Raw genomic sequence first — 18,551 nt, forward strand, 5'->3', positions numbered from 1 at the left:
AAGGAACCTCTCATGACCGACTCCCTCCACACCCTCGCCACGATGCCGACCCAGCGGCAGGCCGGCTGCCCCTTCGACCCGCCCAAGGAGCTGATCGAGGCCCGCGAGCACGCCCCGATCAGCCGCTTCACCTTCCCCGACGGCCACCAAGGCTGGGTGGTCACCGGCTACGACCTGACCCGGGCCATCCTGGCCGACCCGCGCTTCAGCTCCCGCCGGGAGCTCATGAAGCACCACCCGGTCATCGACTACGGCGACATCGAGGTGCCCCCGGCACCGCCCGGCGAGTTCCTGCTGATGGACGAGCCCCAGCACGGCCGCTACCGCAAGCCGCTGGTCGGCAAGTTCACCGTCCGCCGGATGCGGCTGCTCACCGAGCGCGTCGAGCAGATCACCGCCGAGCACCTGGACGCCATGGAGCAGGCCGGTCCCGCCGCCGACCTGGTGACCGCGTTCGCCAAGCCCATCCCCGCCATCGTGATCTGCGAGCTGCTCGGGGTGCCGTACGAGGACCGGGGCCGCTTCCAGCACAACATCGACCTCTTCCTCGGCGGCGAGGCCAGCGACGAGGAGATCGGCACCGCCTACGTCGAGACCCAGCAGTACCTCGCCGAGCTGGTGGCCGCCAAGCGGGCCAACCCCACCGACGACGTGCTCAGCGACCTGCTCGACAGCGACCTGACCGACGAGGAGCTGCAGGGCATGGCCCTGATCCTGCTGTCGGCCGGGTTCGACACCACGGCCAACATGCTCGCCCTGGGCACTTTCGCCCTGCTGCGGAACCCGGACCAGCTGGCCGCCCTGCGCGCCGACCCCTCCCTCACCGACCAGGCCGTGGAGGAGCTGCTGCGCTACCTGACCGTCGCCAAGCAGTTCTTCCGGGTCGCGCTGGAGGACGTCGAGCTGGCCGGCCACACCATCGAGGCCGGCACGACGGTCGTCCTGGCCCTCAACACCGCCAACCGCGACCCCGAGCGCTTCCGGAACCCGCACGCGCTCGACATCCACCGCCAGGACGGCGGCCACCTGGCCTTCAGCCACGGCATCCACCAGTGCCTGGGCCAGCAGCTCGCCCGCGTCGAGATGCGGGTCGCCTTCCCCGCGCTGTTCAACCGTTTCCCCACGCTGCGCCTGGCCGTACCGGCGGAAGAGGTCGCCCTGCGCCCGGAGATCGCCGACATCTACGGCGTCAAGAGCCTCCCGGTCACCTGGGACGCCTGACCCCGCGCCGCACCACGCCGCCCACCTTCGACACCGCCCACCTTCGACACCGCCCGCCTTCGACACCGCCCGCCTTCGACACCGTCGCCGACCGCCGACGCCGACGTCACCTCTTCACGGCCGACGGCCGGTCACAGGCGGGCGATCCACTCCTCGCCCGTGAGGACGTCGGCGCCCCTGGCCGGGAAGACGCGGTTCACCAGGAAGTCGTGCACGTCCGGCTCACCGTCGGCGCAGGCGTCGCTGAGCACGGTCACGTGGTAGTCGCGGTCGGAGGCGTCGTAGAGGGTGGCGGCGACCATCGCCCCGGTCGCTACCCCGGTCAGCACGATCGAGTCGACGCGCTGGGCGCGCAGCAGCCGATCGAGGTCGGTCGCCGCGAACGCGCTGGCGCGGCGCTTCAGGACGACGGCCTCGCCCGGCAACGGCTCGATCCGCGGATGCACGAGCGTCTCGGGCGACTCCTCGTGGAACAGCGTCCCCGCCCCGTGCAGGCCACGGATCAGCCGGTTCCCCTCGGCCACGTCCAGGCCGGAGGCCCGGAGCCCGAACCGGATGAAGATCACGGGGATTCCGGAGGCCCTGGCGGCGGAGAGGGCCTTCTCCACGACGGGGAGCACGCCGGCGGCGAAGGGGTGGTTGTCCACGATCCCCGCCTGAAGGTCGCCGACGATGAGCGCGGTGGTCATCCGGTCTCCTTGTCCGTACGGCACACCATCAGCCATCCTCCGCGGTCGTGTCCTTGGCGCAGTCGTCGCCGATCCAGTACGACGATAGCGGGACAGACGCCCGCAAGGGCCACCGGCCGCCGGCGCGGGCCGGGCCCGGTCCGCACCCGAAACCTGAGAGACGCCCGCGCAAGCTCGGGGTTCTCCGGGTGCCGCTCCAGGGACACCCAGAAGACCCTGAACAATTGAGCCTGCCCGTACAGATCGGAGCCGTCGAGGCTGCACTTGTTACCCGATACACGGCGCGCGCAGGCTCGCTGAGGGCTTCGTGAGATGGAGCGCCGTCACTCTTGCCCGCCATACTCGATGAGAGGTGCGGAGCCTACGAGGCAACCGGTCGTGTTCGCAGATGCGTACTTGATCAGCTCGATCAAAGTGTTCATGACCGAAAGCTTTTGGAGGGCATCCACCCTCATCAACGGATTCGACACGTTTTTCGACACTCCGGCGGCGTTGATCATGAGATCGGAGCCGCCTTGGTGATCTCGTCGAGAAACGTTCGATTCCGTACAAGATCGCAGCAGTGCCTCAACGGACCTCAAAGGGTTCGACCCCGACGAGGTCGTGATGGTGACGCCTGGGCCAGCCACGTGCGTGGGGGATCATGACGCGTTTCTGCCAGTATCCCCCTTTGGGGGCGAATGTCGGAGATCTTCGTTATCGTCGGCCAGCATGATCGATTCCCTGGACCCGGCGGGCGGCCTCGCCGCGGCGCTCGCCGCCCTGCGGGCCACCGACTGGTCCCGCTACGACCCCGCGCGCGACACCGTGACCCTGCGGGACGCGCTCGCTGAACTCGAGCGCGTCCATGGCGTCACCGAGGCGCACCGCTTCGCGACCGCCCGCATCCGCGCGGCGGGTGCCTGGCTGCGGCATCCCGACGTGCACCATGGCGGGCTGAACGGCTACGCGCTCAGCCCGTGCGGCCGATATCTCGCCGTCGGCAGCGGCACCGGAGGAAACTACGACGCCGGTGGCGTCCTGCAGATCTTCGAGGTCGCCACCGGCCGCTGCGTCAACGCCATCGACGGCATCGCGGGCGGCGTCGGCTTCCCCGATTACACGCGCAGCCTGCAATGGTCGGCGGACGGCACGCGCATCGCGCTGGAGTTCAACACCAACGCGACCGGCGTGTGGGACCCGTTCGGCGCCGGCAACAAGCCGATCGCCGACGCGTTCTTCTTTGGCGGCGGCAGGCCGCTGGGGATGGCGCTCGCGCCTGATGGCATGCGCGCGCTCGTCTACGGCGGCGAGTCGGACTTCATGTGGCAGGTCATCGTCTCGATGGAACAGGGGTCGGTGTCCGGGCCGCCGGACGGCGAGGAGATGGGGCCCGAGCCGCTGGAGTTCACCGGCCCCCTGCCGGGCGATTACGAGGACGAGTGGGGCGAGGAACCGGAACTTCTGCTCCGCCGTATCTTCTGGTCGCGCGACGGCTCCCGCATCTACGGCGAAATGCGCGGCGGCTGGATCGTCTGCCTCGACGCCGACGAACGGAAGGTCGTCTGGATCCTGGAGACGGGAGCCGACCATAACGGCGATCCGCCCGAATGGAGCCTCGACGATCGCCTGCTCGCCTACCAGCATGACGGAAAGCTGGTCATCGCCGATGCCGGCACCGGCCAGACGCTGACCGAACGTCCCGCCCCCTCCCAGGCCGAGTTCCTGCGCTGGGGACCGGAGGGCCGGCTCGCCGTCGTGACGTCCGACCGGGTGACGGTCCTCGACGGGACGACCGGCGAACGGCTCCACGACCTGGACATCGGCGTGCACCGCGCCCACCCGCGCGGCTGGGACCCGCTTCCCTGGGCTTGGTCTCCGGACGGCCGCAGCGCAGCACTCGTCAACGGCGAAGGCCGCGTCGAGATCTGGGAGCTGGGCGGGCTGCCGGAACGCCTGCGCGTCATCGACGGACTCCCCGAGACCGGCGGGCACCTCCCCTACTTCGGTCTCGAATGGACTCCGGACAACGTGCTCGTGATGGTGGGCGGGGAGGCGGTGCGCTTCGTCCGCGCCGAGACCGGCGAGATCATCGGAGACTTCGCCTTCCACCACGAACCCGTCGTACCTCGCCCGTTCGAGCTGGATGGCAGGGACCGCTTCCCCGAAGCGACGCTCGCGCTGGACGCCGACACCTGGGCCGCCGCGTTCGAGGACGGCACCGTGATCGTCCCGCCCGGCCGGGAAGGCGACCTGTCGCGCCTGCTGGCCTGGACGATCGACCGGCGCTTCGCCTGGCCCGCCCACTGGGGTGACCTGGAGGTCCATCCCGACGCCACCAGCGCGGCCGAGCACATTGGCGGACCGTTCGAGCCCTTCCGCGGACGCGGCGCTCAGCCGCTCACACCGGGGACATGGCCGCCGCCCAATACCGCGACGATCGACGACCTCATTCGCGCGATGCGCGCCGCCAAGGCTCATCCCGAGCGCTACGACGAGGCACTCCAGCAGGCCGCGATGATCTGGCTGAGGCGCGGCGAAGCGGCCGCGGCCCGCGATCTGGCCGCGATGATCCCGGAGAGCGACCGCCGTCCGTTCCACGCCGCGAAGCTCGCCGTCGCGTTCGGCGCGGCCGGACATCGCTCGGAGGCTGCCGCGATCTTCCACTACGACGACTCCGCCCTCGCCGACGCTGAACAGGAACCGGGCTTCGCGACGGTGGTCGCGGCCGCCTGCGAACTTCTCGGCCGCCGCGTCGACGCCGTTCGGTGGAAAGCGCGAGCCCGCGAGGACGAGGGCTGGACCGCACGCCTCTGGCACGTCTGGACCTTGCTCGAACGACGTCGGGACGACGAGGCCCGCGCGCTGCTAGACGCCGGGGAAGATGTCCCGACGTCGCCGTTCGAGGTGAATCCGTGGCTGGCCTACCTGCTCCGCACCGGCCGCACGCAATTGGTGAGAAAGCTGCTGATCAACAGTCGTGGTGCCTTCCCGTCCCGGCTGAGGTGGTTCGACACCCACGATGCGCCCGAGATCATCGCCGCGTTGGGCGAGGAGGACCTGCTGCGGCTCTGGGGCCAGGTCCACCGGTCGGTGGATGACCTGCTTTCCCCGGACGAGCAGACCGACGACCAGCTGGCCACGGCGCATGCAGCCCTGCGGGACGTGCCGCGTGCCCAGCGCGACCGCGCGCTTGGCGACCTGACCCTTCAAGCGGCGGCGCACGGCAACGTCAGCGCCGTGCTGTCGCTGCTCTCCCAGCTCGAGGATCCGCACCGGCACGCGCTGAGCGCCCTGCGGATCATTACGACCGGCACGGACATCGAGGTGTGGTGAGGACCAGGGGCGTCAACGACACGAGCATCGCGCTCGCGGGGGAGTTCGAGTCTCTGTCCTTCGAGACGGCCACGGTCGGGGCTCGAAGCGCTCGGTGCGGCGGTCACCGTGTCGGTGACCAAGAAGACCGACCTGGTCTTCGCCGGGAAGAAGGCCGGACCCAAAGCGGGGTCGGGCGGCTCGACCATCTCGCGCGAACTGCGGCGTAACGCCGCCACGCGAGGTGGCCGCCTGGACTACCGGGCATCGATCGCGCAGTGGAAAGCCGAGTTGATGGCGCGGCGCCCCAAGATGCCGAAACTGGTGGCCAATGACCGGCTCCGGGAATACGTGCAGGCCCGGCTGGCCGGTCCGCTCCAGGGGCCGGACGGCAAACCGGTGGCCGGCCCGCGGTCCTCACTCTGGAAGGGCCGGAACAAGCCCCGGCGTCGAGACCGCCGGTGGGCGCTGTCGTGGAGTCCTGAGCAGATCTCCAACCGGCTCAAGGTGGACTTCCCCGATGATGAGTCCATGCGCATCTCGCACGAGGCGATCTACCAGGCCCTGTTCATCCGTTGCGCAGGACGGCCAGCGCCAGGTCGGCGACCTCCTCGGGCCGGCCGAACCGGCCGACGGGCAGGGCGCGGGGATCGGCGTCGCCGGGCAGCATGCGCGTGTCGGCGATCAGAGCGGGCGCCAGGGCGTTGACCGTCACGCCGCGTGAGGCGACGCGGGCGGCCAGGAAGTGGGTCAGGCCGTGCAGCCCGGCCTTGGAGGCGGCGTAGTCCGGGCCGATCACGCCGCCGGTGAAGGCGGCGACCGAGGACATGAACAGCACGCGCCCGTACCCGCGCGCGGCCATGCCCGGCAGTGCGTGCTGGGCCAGCAGGAAGGGGGCGCGCAGGTTGACCGCGAGCGTGCGGTCCCACGCCTGCACGTCGAGCGTGGTGTAGTCCTGCTGGAGCGCGCGACCCGCGTTGGGGATCAGAAGGTCCACGGGGCCGCCGAGCGCGTCGGCGGCCTGGTCCAGCAGCCTGGCCGGGACGTGCGGGTCGGCGAGGTCGCCGGCGAGCGCGACCGCGCCGACTCCCGCGTTCTGGGCCTGGGTGACCAGTTCGTGGGCCGGGCCGGCGTGCGAACCGTAGACGAAGGCGGTCTTCACGCCGGCGGCGATGAGGTGCCGGCCCAGTGCCTGGCCGATGCCGCCTGAGGCTCCAGTGAGCAGGGCCACCCTGCTGGACAGGTCGTGATCGTTCATTGTTCGTCCTTTCCCGCGCACTTCTCGGTCGTACGGGTGGCCTTCTCGCCGCAGGCGCGGGACGAGATCCGCTCGTACGGGCTGGCGCCCGCCGAGCGGAATCCCATCGTCCCCGTCGGGATCGTCACGCCCGTGCCAGGGTGAAGCCGATGCCCGCACCCATCCCGCGCCCGTACGCGAGCTGGATCAGCAGCTCCACGGCCGGTTCCAGGTAGCGGGCGTTGGCCAGCGGGCCGGCGTCCACGGCGTCGAAGCCGAGCTGGGTGCCCAGCTCCAGCACGGTCTTCCTGGCGGCCTCGTCGTCGGAGGCCACTGGCAGGAACAAGCCGGGGGTGTCCAGGGTGGCGGCGAACACGGTGTTGAACGCCTTGACCACCCGGGCGCCGGGCAGGGCGGCGGCGACCTGCTCGCCCGCCGAGGTGGTGTGCCCGATGGTCAGCGACATGAAGTCGGCCGCCAGCGGGTTGGTGGCGTCGATCACGACCTTGTCCCGCAGGGCGGTCTTGACCTGAGCGTCGAGCTGGGCGATGGCGGTGAACGGCACGGCGAGCACGGTGACCTCGGCCTCGGCGGCCTGCGCCGCGACCTGGTCGGCGGCGGTGGAGGAGTTCGCCGTGGTGACCGTGTGCCCGGCCGCGACAAGACGGCGCGCCAGAGCGGAGCCGACGTTGCCCTGGCCGATGATGCTGATCTTCATGAGAGAGCCCTTCGCGATGGGATGCGATGACACCCATATGCGTCGAATTCGACGCACCTGGGCAACAGCGATGATCGTACGGTTGCGTCGAATTCGACGCAACTCCGGTAGGCTCTCCCCATGAGTGAACCGCGGTGGTTGAACGAGACGCAGATGCGCGCCTGGACCGGCTTCCTGGAAGCCTCGGGCCTGATCCAGCGCCACGTGGAGCGGCAGCTTCGACAGGATGCCGGGCTCACCATGATCCAGTACGAGATCCTGCACTGGGCCAACGAGTGCGCCCCCCAGCGCCGGTGCATCACCGACCTCGCCGACCTGATGATCACCTCCCGCAGCGGCCTGAGCTACCAGGTGGCCCAGCTGGAGAAAGCCGGCCTGCTGCGCCGCGAAACCGACGCCGACGACGAGCGCAGGGCCATGGTCGTCATCACCGACGACGGCCGGCGGCTGCTGGAGAAGACCGCGCCCGGACATGTGCAAGCGGTCCGCGACGGCCTGGTCGACCTCCTGACCGACGAGCAGATCGCCCAGCTCGCCGACATCATGGACGATGTGCGCACCCAGCTGCGTCCCCGCGTACTGCCGACCGCCCGCCGCAAGAGAGCCATGTGATCGGCACGCTGCCCCACGGCCCTTCCCGCAGATCCCCCAGGAACACTTGGGCCGTTCGTGAAGCGGCTGGACTGAAGCTGACGGATCCCCTCTGATCGTGTCCGCAGTGCCCTGCATCTGGAGGTAATCGTCACATGGCCCAAAGGGCCGGGCCTTCGTGCGTATGCTGCCGTCCGTCGAAATGCAGGGTGAAGAACGGCCGGCGTGCGAGCAAGAGTCAAGACCTGTGGATCATGAGTCCCCAGGCGGCTGTGGGGCGGGTGGTTCTATCGGGCGTTCGATCGGAAAACGTCGTGATCGGTCGCTATCGTGTCGCCTCGTTTGTCGAGGAGGAGACGCATGAGTCCGGTCACGCGAGATGATCAACTACCCGAATCCACCAACTCCTGCCGCAGGGCCTTGGCCCGGGCCAGCCGGGTATGGCGGAGTGGCGCACCGTAGGCCCGGTTGTGCTGACGCCTGGCCTTTGCGGCCCCCGGGTCCCCGTGGTGCTCCAGCAGCCCGCACTCTGCCGCTCGCTGCAGGAACCACCGCACGTCGGCCGGGCCGGGTGGATGAGGTTCAGCCGTTCGAGGATGCGGGTGAGCTTGCTCGATTGCGCCGGACTCTCCGGCACTGCTGGGCCCACGAGCGTGGCCGTCTTGGCCATCGCCGCCCGGCCTGCGTCAGGATGACAGCTATGACCGTCCTGCCGGCCGTTGACGAGCCCGTCTTAGCGAGTGACTTCGACCTCGCGTACGCGGCGCCGAACGGCTCGGAGGCCCGGCTGGAGCCGGATGTGCTAGCGACCGCTACGCAAGAGGCTCCCCAACTATGTTTGATCACCTCGCGACTACCAGGAGGAAACCGTGGCAACGCCACCGGGTGCGGTCACCCGAGCTCACGCCTTGATCAGAGGTGGCCATTTCGGGGAGGCCGCCGAAGTCCTGCGCGTTGCGGCAGATGACGGTGGCGATGCGTTCGCCGATCGGGAGCTCACCATGGTCGCGGCCATCAAGCCGCGACCATGGTCATTGCTGGGTCAGTCCTGCGGTGCGGTTTTGCCCTGCCTTCCAGTGGGCTCGGTCGTCGACTTCTTGTGCGGGCTGAACAGAAAGCAGAGCAGGGCGGCGGCTACCAGGACCACGGCACACGCCACGAAGGCGGTCTGCATCGCGATGACGAAGCCGGTGGCGAACGTATCGGCGGTAACGCGTTCGTACAGGCTGGTCGTGGCGGGGTTCAGGCCGCCTGGCGGCGTGGGCGGGCTGTAGTTTTGCGCGGCGGCGGTGCTGTCGTCGATGAACTGGGCGCGCAGACTCTCCGGTAGCTGACCGGCGCGCTTCTCGGCCTCACTCCGCAGGCTCGAGGTGAGGCGGGCCGACAGCAGGGCGCCCAGCACGGCCGTGCCGAGAACGCCGCCGACTTGCCGAGTGGTACTGGAGACGCCGGAGGCCGCCCCGGCCAGCCGAGGATCGATGTCGTCCATAGTGGCCTGCTGCAGTGGTGCGAACGGCACCACTGGCGATCCCGATGACAGCCAAACCGGGCAGCAGGCTCCACACGGTGCTGACGGAACCGGCCATGAGAACCAGCATCAGCAGGCCGACGGCCAGCAGGGTCATCCCCATCATCAGGATGTACTTGCCACCGAACCTGTCCGACAGCCGCCCGGCGTACGCCGAGCCGACCGCGGTGAGCACGGCGTTTGGCAGCACCACCAGGCCGGTCTCCAGCGCCGAGTACCCGCGCGCCATCTGCAGGTACAGCACCAGCACGAACATAATGCCGATCATGCCGAGCTGGAAGACGAAACCGACCCCGTTACCGACCGCGAAGTTACGCGTGCTGAACAGGGCCAGCGGCATCAGGGGCTCCTCCCGCTGCCGGTGCTGCCAGAGAACGAACCCCGCCAGCAGCACGACGCCCACGACGATGACCGAGGTGATGCTGATCGGCCCGGTGATGGCACCCCAGTCGTAGCGTTCTCCCTCGATCAGGCCGAACACGATGCCGCCCAGCCCAGTGGTGGCCAGCGCGACGCCAACCACATCGAGCCGATGCTGCCGACCCGGGCGGATGGGCGGCGCGAAGGTCAGCGCCAGCACGGCTGTGATGATCCCGATGGGCACGTTGATGAAGAAGATCCAGCGCCAGCTGAGATGGGTGAGCAGGAAGCCGCCGAGGACCGGGCCAACGATCGGAGCGAAGCCGACAATCGCGCCGAACAGGCCGAACGCGCGGCCCCGCAAATGCGGCGGGAAGATCGTCAGGATCGACGAGATGACCTGCGGGAACAGCAGCGCTCCGCCCAGCCCCTGCAGCAGCCGGGCGGTCAGCAGCTGGGGCGGTGAGCCGGCCAGCCCGCAAAGCGCCGAGGCGACGGTGAAGGTGATGATGCCGATCACGTACAGCCGGCGGTATCCGAAGATGTCCCCCAGCCGCCCGGTGGTGATCAGCAGCACCGAGAAGACGAGCAGGTAGCCGTCGATGACCCACAGCACCTGGTCGTAGGAGGCGTTGATGCTGTGGATCAGCGTGGGGATGGCAACGTTGACGATGGATCCGTCGAGCAACGACATGAAGAAGCCGACGCACATGATCGCGAGGACCAGCCACGGATGCTGCGTGGCCGGTAGTGCAGCGGATTTGACTTCCGGCACTCCGGAACCTCCCTGAGGGAAGCGTCTGCTAGGTGGTGACACGGGCCCAGCCACTGAGGCCAAAGCAGCGCTAACGCCAGGACACGGTCCCCGGCAGATCTCCGGGAGCTCGGAAAGGACCACAAGGGTCGACGCGAGTCGCCACCATCACAGAACACCCTTTTCCAGGATGTGGTGAGTGACTTCCACCTTCCCCGCGTCATCGGGACCCGGGTGAAGCTGGTTGGCGAGGCGGAAAGCCCAACGGTGAGAAGTCGGCGTGTAGCTTAACACAGCGGTTCGGTCTGCCTGTGGATCGCCAGAAGGCGCCCCCGGGATGGGGTCCCGGTAGTAAGGGCGAAGAATCCAACGAAGTCACCTGCGGCGAAACGGCCGATCTTTCGTCGCCGCAGGAGGTTTTCGTCCTCGGGTGCGACCTGGGCGGCCTTCTGGGCGGCCACGATCCGGGCCAGCCAGGCCCGCTCCATAGCCGGCGTCGGGTCGCCGGGGCGCGGCCCCTGCTCGGCGCACTGGTCCGGCAGCGCGTGGCGGCGCAGGACGTCCCGCTGGAAGATCTCTGGCGGCTCGGTCATGATCCACGCAGGCTCGCGCCGCCGCCCAGCAGGAGATCGACGCCATTCGGCGGGAGGCCGAGCGGAAGATCGAGCACGCCACCCAACTCGCCAGGGACGCCGAGGACCAGGCCGAGGACGACGTGCGTCAGGCCCGCGCCGACGCCGAAGCCGCCCGGGCCGACGCCGAGCAGGCCAAGACGACGGCCGCCGACACGGTACGCGCCGTCCGGGACGAGGCCGCCCGCGACATCCAGGCCGCCCAGCTCGCCCAGGCCCGCGCCGAGCAGAGCGCGGCCGACGCCCGGCGGGCACTCGAACGCGCCGAGCAGGCCGCCGAACGGGAACGGGAGACGCTGCTCAGGTCGCACCAGGCCGAAATCACCGCGCTGACCGCCGCCGGCGACGCGCACACTCGCCGAGCCGACGCCGCCGAGCAGGAGGCCGACCGAGAGCGCGCCGCCCGTGAGGACCTGGACACGCAGCTCCGCGCCACTCGCACCGCGCTGCAGGAGGCGAGCGCCAAGCAGGCCGCGCTGAGCACGCAGCTCATCGAGTTGCGCGCCGAGCTGGAGCAGCTGCGCGCCGCCGAGCGCGGCCGCCCCAAGGGCAGCAAGTGATCAAGGGTGTAGAGACTCGGCTGCAGATTCGTCAACTGGTGTGCGCGCCGTGATTGGCTGCCGGACGTCGGGGATGTCCCGTATGTCCGCCATCCACATTCACCTGCTGGCCACGACGAGCAGCGTCCCCACATTCGCCGGATCAGGTGCAGGCTCCACGCGCGCGTCGACGTCCCTGAAGCCGTGCTCGACGAGCATCTGAGCCCACGTCTCGGGTTCGTAGGCCCAGCGGTAGATCCACGTGCGGGGGCCGGTGAAGCCCGCGCCGTACATGCCCTGGATGCCGTAGCTGCCCGGGACGGCCGGGGCGCACGAGAACGCCAGCCGCCCGCCGGCGGCCAGGCGCTGGTGCACCAGCGGCATCCACTGCTCGGGGTCGGTGAACCAGAGCGCGCCGAAGATGGAGTGCGCGTTCGGCAGGTGCCCCCACTGCTGGCGGGCGCCGTCGACCTGCACAGGTGACAGGTCCACACCGGTGGCGGAGATGCCCTTGGTGGCCAGCGCGGCGACCGCGTGCCCGCGGCTGCAGCCCAGTTCCAGCGCGGTCGCGGGGTCGCCGAGGAGCTCGTCTCCAGGGCCGTGGCCGCTGTACTGGGTCCAGCCGAAGGCGTCCTTGAGGGCCTCCTCGGCGGTGTCGTGGTTCTTGCGGATGCCGAGGGCGTAGCGGTCCCAGTAGGCGATGCGATCGGTGACGGCAGGCGGCATGGTGGGCACCTTGGGGCGGGGGTGACAGGACCCGCGTTACGGTACTCCGGGTAGCGCGATGATCACCGGGGATTGACCGGACCTCGACACCAGAAAGGGGGCCGGGCTCCCTGTGGAGTCCGGCCCCCCTTGGCCGACTGGTGTCCTAGTGGCAATCGGTGCCCGGCGCACACGGGGTGCACTTGGCGAAGTCGCCGCCCACAGCGACCAGTCCACCTCGAAGCCGTTACCGGCGACGATGTGCGCGGTCTTCTCGACCGAGCCGTCGACCTTGAACTCGATCTCGGGGACGTGGTGCAGGAACTCGCCGTTGAAGTACTTGGCGCAGAAGGCGGCATAGTTGCGGGTGTCGAGGATGAAGGCGTGCACCGCGCGGTCGATCAGCGGGCCGCAGCCGATCTCCAGGCGCTGGCCCCACTTCTCCATCGCGGTGATGAGGTAGGCGATGGCCTGGCCGAAGCACCGCTCGGCCATGACCTCGTCCCACGGGTGGTCGCGGACGAGGAGCTTGATCTGCCGCTCCCAGACGTCGGGGTCGACGAACGTGCGGGGGTCGCGCCATCCGCCGGCCGGGGGCTGGTACCGCTCGGCTGCCGAGGGGACGGTCATGAGGACCTCCTGGGGGTTGTGGGCCTCCCCGCCCCACCGACGTCGTGGTGGGCGCCGGTGGGGGCGGGCTCACTCCTCACGGTCACCCCGAAGCGGCGCCGCTGGAATAGCCGCAGCGTTGCCTTGGGTTGCCTTCTAGTTGCTTTTAGTTGCCTTTCGGCAGGCGGGGCTTTTCGAAGCCGTCCAGGCGGACCACACTGGTGGCGACTCGACCAGGGGAGCCTCGACCCCGGTGGACACCGCGACGCAGCAGCATCCGCTGGCAGCGCTTCTGAAGCGAAGGCGCTGGACAGCCGGGACGTTCTTGCGCCTGGTGGCTGACCGGCACCGCGCGCTGGGGTTCGGCGGGATGGCCGTCCGGCGGGAGAAAGTGTCCCGGTGGGTCTCCGGGGCGAACAGGCCGGAGGGTACTACCCAGTACGCCATGGCCGAGGTACTGCAGATCTCCCGGCAGGAGGTGGACGCACGTGGCTGGCCCGACTGGCTCTAGCTGGCCTTTCGCGACGATTGCGCCGTTATGGAGTCGCCGTGGACCCCGGCGGGTAGCCTCACAGTACTGGGCGAGGTAGGAGGGCCGGTGGATCGACGAGGCTTTCTGATCACATCCACTGGCACGCTCGCCGCCCTGGTCGCCCAGTGGTCGACGGCCGCCCCCGCGCCCGCCGCCACGGCGGGCCGCCGGATCGGCGCCGAGGTCGCCACCGAACTCGATGCCCGGCTGGCCGCGCTGCGCCGCCTGGACGACAAGATCGGCTCCACTGGGGTGTACGACGCGGCCACCACCGAGATCCGGCTCATCCGCCGTCTGCTCGCCGACACCTCCCACAGCGAGCAGGTCGGCCGCCGCCTGCACGGCGCGGCGGCCGAGGCGTGCCGCCTGGCGGGCTGGTGCGCCTACGACAGCGGCCACCACGCCGACGCCGAATGCCACTTCATCGCCGCGCTGCGCTCCGCAGCCTCGGCCGCGGACGACACGATCGGCGCGCTCACCCTCACCTTCTGGGCCAACCAGCGCTACGCCTGCGGCGACCCGCGCGGCGCCCTCGCCCTACTGGACGGCGCACTCGCCGCCCGCCGGATCAGCTCACCGCGCGTGCTGGCGCTGCTGCACGCCCGCCGCGCCAGGGCCTTCTCCCTGATGGGCGAGCCACTGCAGGCGTACCGGGCACTCGAGGCGGCGTTCTCCGCCTTCAGCAAGGCCGGCCCCGCCCAGGGCGACCTGGCCGCACTCTACTGGCTCAACACCGGAGAGCTGCACCAGTTCGCCGGCAGCACCGCCCTGACCCTGGGCGAAGCCGGCCGGGCGCTGCACCACTTCGACGCCGCCGTACACGGCGAGGACGCCTATGACAGCGGCCAGGAGGCGCGCGGCGCCGCCATCTACCTGGCCCGCCGGGCGGAGGCGTACCTGGCGCTCGGCGAGTTGGACGCCGCGGTGCAGGTCGCCGAGCAGGTCCTGCAGCTGATGGGCGGCGTCGACTCAGCCCGCGGGAGCAGCGCCCTGCGCGAGCTGCGCGGCGGACTGCTCGACCACCGAGACACGCCGGTGGTCAGCACCTTCCTGGATCTGACGGCGTAGCCGGGCTGCCATGAGCGACGACCTGGCCGGCCTGTGGCCGCTGCTCGGGCTCCGCATCACGACCCCGCGCGTGGAGCTGGCCATTCCCGACACCCGGGATCTGCTCCACCTGGCTCGCGCCTCCGGCGACCTCCAACCCGCCGGCGAGCCCCGCTTTCAGCAGGCGTTCCTGTATGAGCCCTCGCCGCAGCGAGAGCGGCGCCTGCTGCAGTTGCACTGGCGGGCGCTGGCCCACTGGCGGCCGGAAAGCTGGAACCTGCAGCTCGCCGTCCGCGTCGATGGCCTCGCGGTCGGTGTGCAGAACATGTGGGCGGGCGACTTCGCGATCGTCAGGTCGGTCGAGACGGGGTCTTGGATCACGCAGGACTGCCAGGGGCGCGGGTACGGGACCGAGGCGCGGGCTGCCGTGCTGGAGCTGGCGTTCGCCCACCTGCACGCGCTGGAGGCGCGCACCAGTTTCGTGGAGGGCAACGGGGCCTCGGAGCGGGTCTCGCGCAAACTTGGCTATGTCGACAACGGCCGTCGCGTCTACGCCCAGGACGGCATGCGGGTTGTCGAGCGTTGCCTGCTGCTGGACACGGCGGCCTGGGAGTCGAACCGGCTGCCCGGTATCGCCGTCGAGGGCGTGCAGGAGTGCCTGGAGCTGTTCGGCGTGCAGGTGGGCGCGATCGACTGAACCAGGGTCGCTGGCGCGACCGACGACATGGCTCGCCTCTCCACAGACGCTCACCCATTCACCGGGCGTCCGGACCCGCACTCGGCAAGGCTTGCCTCCATGACGGACCCGACCACGCCCTTCCCCCGCGTCAAGATCCGCACCGGCGCCCTGGTGTTCTGTGGCCACGATGTCGCGCTGATCCGCCGCGACCGCCCGACCGGCTCGCACTACACGCCGCCCGGCGGCACCATCATTATCTGGGGTTGTGAAGCGTTCTAGCTGGTCAGCGGCTTGAAGGCCTGTCAGTCACGTCAGGCAAGTATGCTGCCCGCAGCCGCCGCGCCAATGGACCGTCGAGAGGTCTATCAGTCGCGTGAAATGACCCCGCCGGATGTGCTGAGCGGGGTCATGGTGTGTGATCTCTCCGCAGTGAAGGTTGAGCGTTTCTCATCGAAGTTTGAGTGGTGGTCGCGCCTCGGAGCAGCACGGCCGCTCTGCGAAAACCACTTGAGGTTTCCTGCATACGCTGGCACGGTGGCCGCTTGTGCCTGCACCAGATGCGCCAGAGAGCCGAGATCGTGAACCATCTGAAAGGGACGCGTTACCGGTATCTCATACTGGCCCCGCGTCCGGGCGGCCGCTCCGCTCAGCCGCCTTCCGGTGGTTTTTGGGCGGCCAGTCGATCTCTACGGTTGGCAGTGCCATGTCGCCTGTGGCCCTGGCCTTCGGCGTCCTGGAGGTCACCGACAGTGCGGCCTGGCTGTCGGCGGTCATCACTGCGGCCTTGGTCCCGATGGTCGGGGCGCTCCTACTCGGCGGCGGTATCGCCGACCGCTATCGGCGCGACACCGTATTGTGCCTCACCAGCCTGGGCGCCGGCCTCACTCAGGTCGGCGTCGCGCTCCTCCTCCTGACCCACCAGCACCCGGCGTTTCTGCTGCCGCTGTCCGCCCTCAACGGCATCTTTCAGGGACTGACCAAGCCGGCGCTGCGCGGCATCATCGCGAATCTGACGGCAGGACGCGGCATTCAGTCGGCTAGTTCCCTGCTGGCCTCCGTCAGGAACGCCACGCAGATCATCGGGCCGACGGCAGCCGGCCTGTTGACCGCTTCTGTGGGCGGCGGCTGGGCGATTGCCGTGGACGCGGTGTCCTTCCTCCTGGCGGCCGCGTGCTTCGCCCGGATGTCGTTGCCGGACCTGCCGCCGCCGCGCAGCGAGAGCGGCTCGACGATGCTCGGCGAACTGCGGGAGGGCTGGGACTACTTCAGCTCACAGCCGTGGATCTGGACGGTGACGTTGGCCTTTGCCGTGTTCAACGGCTTCAACATGGGTGTCTGGCAGATCCTGGGCCCGGTGATTGCCAAGGGCACGATCGGCGCTGCGGGTTGGGGAGTGGTGCTGAGCGCCCGCGGTGTCGGGGCACTACTGGCCAGTGCGGTCATGGTGAAGTTGACGGTGCGGCGGCCGATGGGGCCGGCACTGGCCTCGATGTCGCTGGCCGCCGTCCCGCTGATCCTGCTCGGCGCCGGTGCGAGCACCTTCTGGCTGGCTGCGGCGGCATTCGTGGCGGGCGTGGTCGCCGGGTTCTTCACCGTCGTGTGGGAGACCGTTCATAACACCCACATCCCGGAGCGGCTGCTTTCCCGGGTCGGCGCCCACGACGAGTTCTGGTCCTTTGTGTCCATCCCCATCGGACAGTTGTCCACCCCCTTCCTGGCCGCGGCGTTCGGAACGACGGCGGTGGCCGTCACCGGCGGCGGGGTGGCAGCGGTGGCGATGCTGGTGCCGTTACTGGTTCCGTTGCTTCGAAAGATCGAGATCAACCGGTGAACCGCGCCGAGTTTGATGGAGGCCGGATTATCTGGCTGGGGTGAGAGTAGCTGGGTTGATCTCTGTTCGGTAGAGGGCTTCGTATTCGGCGGGCGGCAGGTTCTGGCAGGCGCTGTGGAGGCCGACCGAGCTGACCGCGCCGATGCCGGCCAGCCGCTCGGTGTAGCGGATGGACAGGTACAGCTGGCAGCCGCGGTCGGAGTGATGCACCAGCCCGTCCAGCGTGTCGATCCGGCCGCCGCGGCGCCAGATGGCCATCTCCAGCGCGTCCAGCGGCAGGTCGGTACGCAGGTGGTCGGTCAGCCGCCAGCCGACGATCATCCGGGAGTAGACGTCGATGACGAACGCCGCGTACACGAACCCGGACCAGGTGGGGATGTAGGTCAGGTCGCTCACCCAGAGCCGGTTCGGTGCCGGCGCGGCGAAGTCGCGCTCGACCAGGTCGGCCGGGCGCGGGCTCAGCGGCTCGGCGACGGTGGTGCGCCGTTTGTGATCACCGCGGACAGCGCCGGACAGTCCTGAGCGGCGCATCAGCCGGGCGACCGTGCAGCGGGCCGCCCGCACACCGTGCCGGTTGAGCGCCTTCCACATCTTGCGCACGCCATACACCTCGAAGTTGTCGTGCCACAGCCGCAGGATCTCGGCCGTCAGCTGCTCGTCGCGCCGCTGCCGCTCCGACGGGGGCCGGCTCCTGGCGGCATAGTAGGTCGACGGCGCCACCTGCAGGACCTGGCAGATCGGCTCGATGCCGAACCGGTCGCGGTGGGCGTCGATGAAGGCGACTATCTGGGCGGTCGGGGGTCGAGTTCCCGGGCGAAAAAAGCGGCCGCGGACTTGAGGATCTCGTTGGCCCGGCGCAGCTCACGGACCTCCCGCTCCAGCTCGGCGATCCGCTGCGCATCGGCGGTTGAGGTGCCCGGCCGTTGCCCGCCGTCGACCTCGGCCTGGCGGACCCAGCCGCGCAGCGCCTCACGATGCACGCCGAGCTGCTGGGTCACACGGGCGATCGCGCCGGGCGCATTGCCGCTCTGCTCGCGGATCTCGAACACCATCCGCACCGCGCGCTCGCGCAGTTCCTGCGGGTACTTCCTCGGGGCTGGCATCGCGTGTGATTCTCCCTTCCGCCAGCACGATCATGCTGGCTTCAGGGCCTCCAAGAAACCCGGACCGGTTCAAGGGCGCGTTCGAGTGGGAGCTGCGCAGCGTCAACGAGGGCCAGGTCACCGCGAGCGACACCTTCACCGCGACGGGCACCGGTACGGCGCTGGACGCCGGCGGCAACGTCCTGGCCTCCCTCCCGACCAGGGTCGAAGCCAAGCGCTACAGCCTGACCTCGCCGTAACAGAAGCGCTACGGCCAGAACGTGCCGTGACAGAGACCGACCGGCCGCGTTCCCATCCCACACGGACCCACGGAAACGCCGAACGGTGCCTCCCTGGAAACCAGGGAGGCACCGTTCGGGGTGGCGCTCGATCGTCTGGGGTTTGGTGGTTCAGGTGCTGGCGGAGGCGATGGTGAGGCCCTGCCAGCCGGTGCCGATGATCTGGCTGCCGAGGAAGGGGAGGCCGCCGGCATTGGTGCCGCT

Annotated in this window: 21 protein-coding genes, 1 pseudogene and 1 other annotated feature; of the genes and pseudogenes, 11 read left to right on the forward strand and 11 right to left on the reverse strand. The window is 69.6% G+C overall.

Annotation, left to right across the window (positions count from 1 at the left end; translation table 11 throughout):
* Positions 1-12 precede the first annotated feature (12 nt).
* Complete coding sequence (locus IO39_RS07290) at positions 13-1,221, forward strand: cytochrome P450 (protein WP_043617949.1); 1,209 nt, start codon at positions 13-15, stop codon at positions 1,219-1,221.
* Positions 1,222-1,352: 131 nt separating this feature from the next.
* On the opposite strand, the gene IO39_RS07295 is transcribed toward IO39_RS07290, so the two are convergent.
* A complete protein-coding gene (locus IO39_RS07295; protein WP_043617951.1) occupies positions 1,353-1,910 on the reverse strand; it encodes a cysteine hydrolase family protein in 558 nt (185 codons plus the stop codon).
* Positions 1,911-2,233: 323 nt separating this feature from the next.
* Positions 2,234-2,410 carry a hypothetical protein gene (locus IO39_RS54170; RefSeq protein WP_157547989.1) on the reverse strand — a complete coding sequence of 59 codons (177 nt, stop codon included), beginning with the start codon at positions 2,408-2,410 and terminating at the stop codon, positions 2,234-2,236.
* A gap of 211 nt (positions 2,411-2,621) precedes the next feature.
* Between IO39_RS54170 and IO39_RS07300 the strand changes: the two genes are divergently transcribed.
* Both IO39_RS07300 and IO39_RS52320 read left to right on the forward strand, forming a co-directional pair.
* A complete protein-coding gene (locus tag IO39_RS07300) occupies positions 2,622-5,225 on the forward strand; it encodes a WD40 repeat domain-containing protein (RefSeq protein ID WP_043617954.1) in 2,604 nt (867 codons plus the stop codon).
* A 168-nt stretch (positions 5,226-5,393) separates the two neighbouring features.
* Positions 5,394-5,864 (forward strand): annotated as a pseudogene (locus IO39_RS52320) (transposase); the annotation flags it as partial.
* Here the strand turns inward: IO39_RS52320 and IO39_RS07305 are convergent.
* Positions 5,773-6,462 carry an SDR family NAD(P)-dependent oxidoreductase gene (locus tag IO39_RS07305; RefSeq protein ID WP_043618127.1) on the reverse strand — a complete coding sequence of 230 codons (690 nt, stop codon included), beginning with the start codon at positions 6,460-6,462 and terminating at the stop codon, positions 5,773-5,775. The pseudogene IO39_RS52320 and the gene IO39_RS07305 overlap by 92 nt on opposite strands.
* Between IO39_RS07305 and IO39_RS56665 the strand changes: the two genes are divergently transcribed.
* Positions 6,451-6,606: a hypothetical protein gene (locus IO39_RS56665; protein WP_211266922.1), complete on the forward strand. Its 156-nt coding sequence runs from the start codon at positions 6,451-6,453 to the stop codon at positions 6,604-6,606. The genes IO39_RS07305 and IO39_RS56665 overlap by 12 nt on opposite strands.
* Here the strand turns inward: IO39_RS56665 and IO39_RS07310 are convergent.
* Positions 6,587-7,159, reverse strand: coding sequence for an NADPH-dependent F420 reductase (locus tag IO39_RS07310; RefSeq protein WP_043617958.1), 573 nt, complete (start codon positions 7,157-7,159; stop codon positions 6,587-6,589). The two genes, IO39_RS56665 and IO39_RS07310, sit on opposite strands and share 20 nt — an antisense overlap.
* A gap of 120 nt (positions 7,160-7,279) precedes the next feature.
* On the opposite strand from IO39_RS07310, the gene IO39_RS07315 reads away from it, so the two are divergent.
* The gene (locus IO39_RS07315) at positions 7,280-7,771 is read left to right on the forward strand and encodes a MarR family winged helix-turn-helix transcriptional regulator (RefSeq protein ID WP_043617961.1); all 492 of its coding nucleotides are present in this window, start codon (positions 7,280-7,282) and stop codon (positions 7,769-7,771) included.
* A 1,021-nt stretch (positions 7,772-8,792) separates the two neighbouring features.
* Here IO39_RS07315 and IO39_RS55950 read toward each other — a convergent pair.
* From IO39_RS55950 to IO39_RS07325, 3 genes are all read right to left on the reverse strand, one after another.
* Complete coding sequence (locus IO39_RS55950; RefSeq protein WP_052422555.1) at positions 8,793-9,152, reverse strand: hypothetical protein; 360 nt, start codon at positions 9,150-9,152, stop codon at positions 8,793-8,795.
* Positions 9,103-10,413, reverse strand: coding sequence for a DHA2 family efflux MFS transporter permease subunit (locus IO39_RS07320; protein WP_157547991.1), 1,311 nt, complete (start codon positions 10,411-10,413; stop codon positions 9,103-9,105). Before IO39_RS07320 ends, IO39_RS55950 begins: the two co-directional genes overlap by 50 nt.
* Before the next feature lie 266 nt (positions 10,414-10,679).
* A complete protein-coding gene (locus tag IO39_RS07325; protein ID WP_043617964.1) occupies positions 10,680-10,985 on the reverse strand; it encodes a hypothetical protein in 306 nt (101 codons plus the stop codon).
* Between the two features lie 122 nt (positions 10,986-11,107).
* Between IO39_RS07325 and IO39_RS07330 the strand changes: the two genes are divergently transcribed.
* Positions 11,108-11,584, forward strand: coding sequence for a hypothetical protein (locus tag IO39_RS07330; protein ID WP_052422557.1), 477 nt, complete (start codon positions 11,108-11,110; stop codon positions 11,582-11,584).
* 99 nt (positions 11,585-11,683) lie between these two features.
* Here the strand turns inward: IO39_RS07330 and IO39_RS07335 are convergent, their stop codons facing one another.
* Positions 11,684-12,289, reverse strand: a complete 606-nt coding sequence (locus IO39_RS07335) for a class I SAM-dependent methyltransferase (protein WP_043617967.1) — start codon at positions 12,287-12,289, stop codon at positions 11,684-11,686.
* A 36-nt stretch (positions 12,290-12,325) separates the two neighbouring features.
* A complete protein-coding gene (locus IO39_RS07340; RefSeq protein WP_245641845.1) occupies positions 12,326-12,898 on the reverse strand; it encodes a UCP032817 domain-containing protein in 573 nt (190 codons plus the stop codon).
* Between the two features lie 517 nt (positions 12,899-13,415).
* Here IO39_RS07340 and IO39_RS07350 point away from each other — a divergent pair.
* From IO39_RS07350 to IO39_RS07360, 4 genes are all read left to right on the forward strand, one after another.
* Complete coding sequence (locus IO39_RS07350) at positions 13,416-14,477, forward strand: NsdA family TPR-like regulatory protein (protein ID WP_500690321.1); 1,062 nt, start codon at positions 13,416-13,418, stop codon at positions 14,475-14,477.
* 10 nt (positions 14,478-14,487) lie between these two features.
* Complete coding sequence (locus IO39_RS07355; protein ID WP_043617973.1) at positions 14,488-15,153, forward strand: GNAT family N-acetyltransferase; 666 nt, start codon at positions 14,488-14,490, stop codon at positions 15,151-15,153.
* 99 nt (positions 15,154-15,252) lie between these two features.
* The gene (locus IO39_RS52325; RefSeq protein ID WP_245641846.1) at positions 15,253-15,414 is read left to right on the forward strand and encodes an NUDIX hydrolase; all 162 of its coding nucleotides are present in this window, start codon (positions 15,253-15,255) and stop codon (positions 15,412-15,414) included.
* Between the two features lie 265 nt (positions 15,415-15,679).
* Positions 15,680-16,966: an MFS transporter gene (locus IO39_RS07360; RefSeq protein WP_245641847.1), complete on the forward strand. Its 1,287-nt coding sequence runs from the start codon at positions 15,680-15,682 to the stop codon at positions 16,964-16,966.
* A gap of 27 nt (positions 16,967-16,993) precedes the next feature.
* Here the strand turns inward: IO39_RS07360 and IO39_RS07365 are convergent, their stop codons facing one another.
* Both IO39_RS07365 and IO39_RS59865 read right to left on the reverse strand, forming a co-directional pair.
* Positions 16,994-17,752: an IS3 family transposase gene (locus IO39_RS07365; RefSeq protein WP_063765230.1), complete on the reverse strand. Its 759-nt coding sequence runs from the start codon at positions 17,750-17,752 to the stop codon at positions 16,994-16,996.
* Positions 17,678-17,791 (reverse strand) — a sequence feature (AL1L pseudoknot). Its footprint overlaps the gene before it by 75 nt.
* Complete coding sequence (locus tag IO39_RS59865; protein ID WP_043617979.1) at positions 17,749-18,069, reverse strand: transposase; 321 nt, start codon at positions 18,067-18,069, stop codon at positions 17,749-17,751. (Overlaps the previous feature by 43 nt.) Before IO39_RS59865 ends, IO39_RS07365 begins: the two co-directional genes overlap by 4 nt.
* Before the next feature lie 32 nt (positions 18,070-18,101).
* Between IO39_RS59865 and IO39_RS07375 the strand changes: the two genes are divergently transcribed.
* Entirely contained in the window at positions 18,102-18,308 is a 207-nt protein-coding gene (locus IO39_RS07375; protein WP_043617982.1) for a hypothetical protein, read from the forward strand.
* Positions 18,309-18,551: the final 243 nt, after the last annotated feature.

This window comes from Nonomuraea candida, assembly GCF_000725485.1.
GTDB classification, from domain to species: domain Bacteria; phylum Actinomycetota; class Actinomycetes; order Streptosporangiales; family Streptosporangiaceae; genus Nonomuraea; species Nonomuraea candida.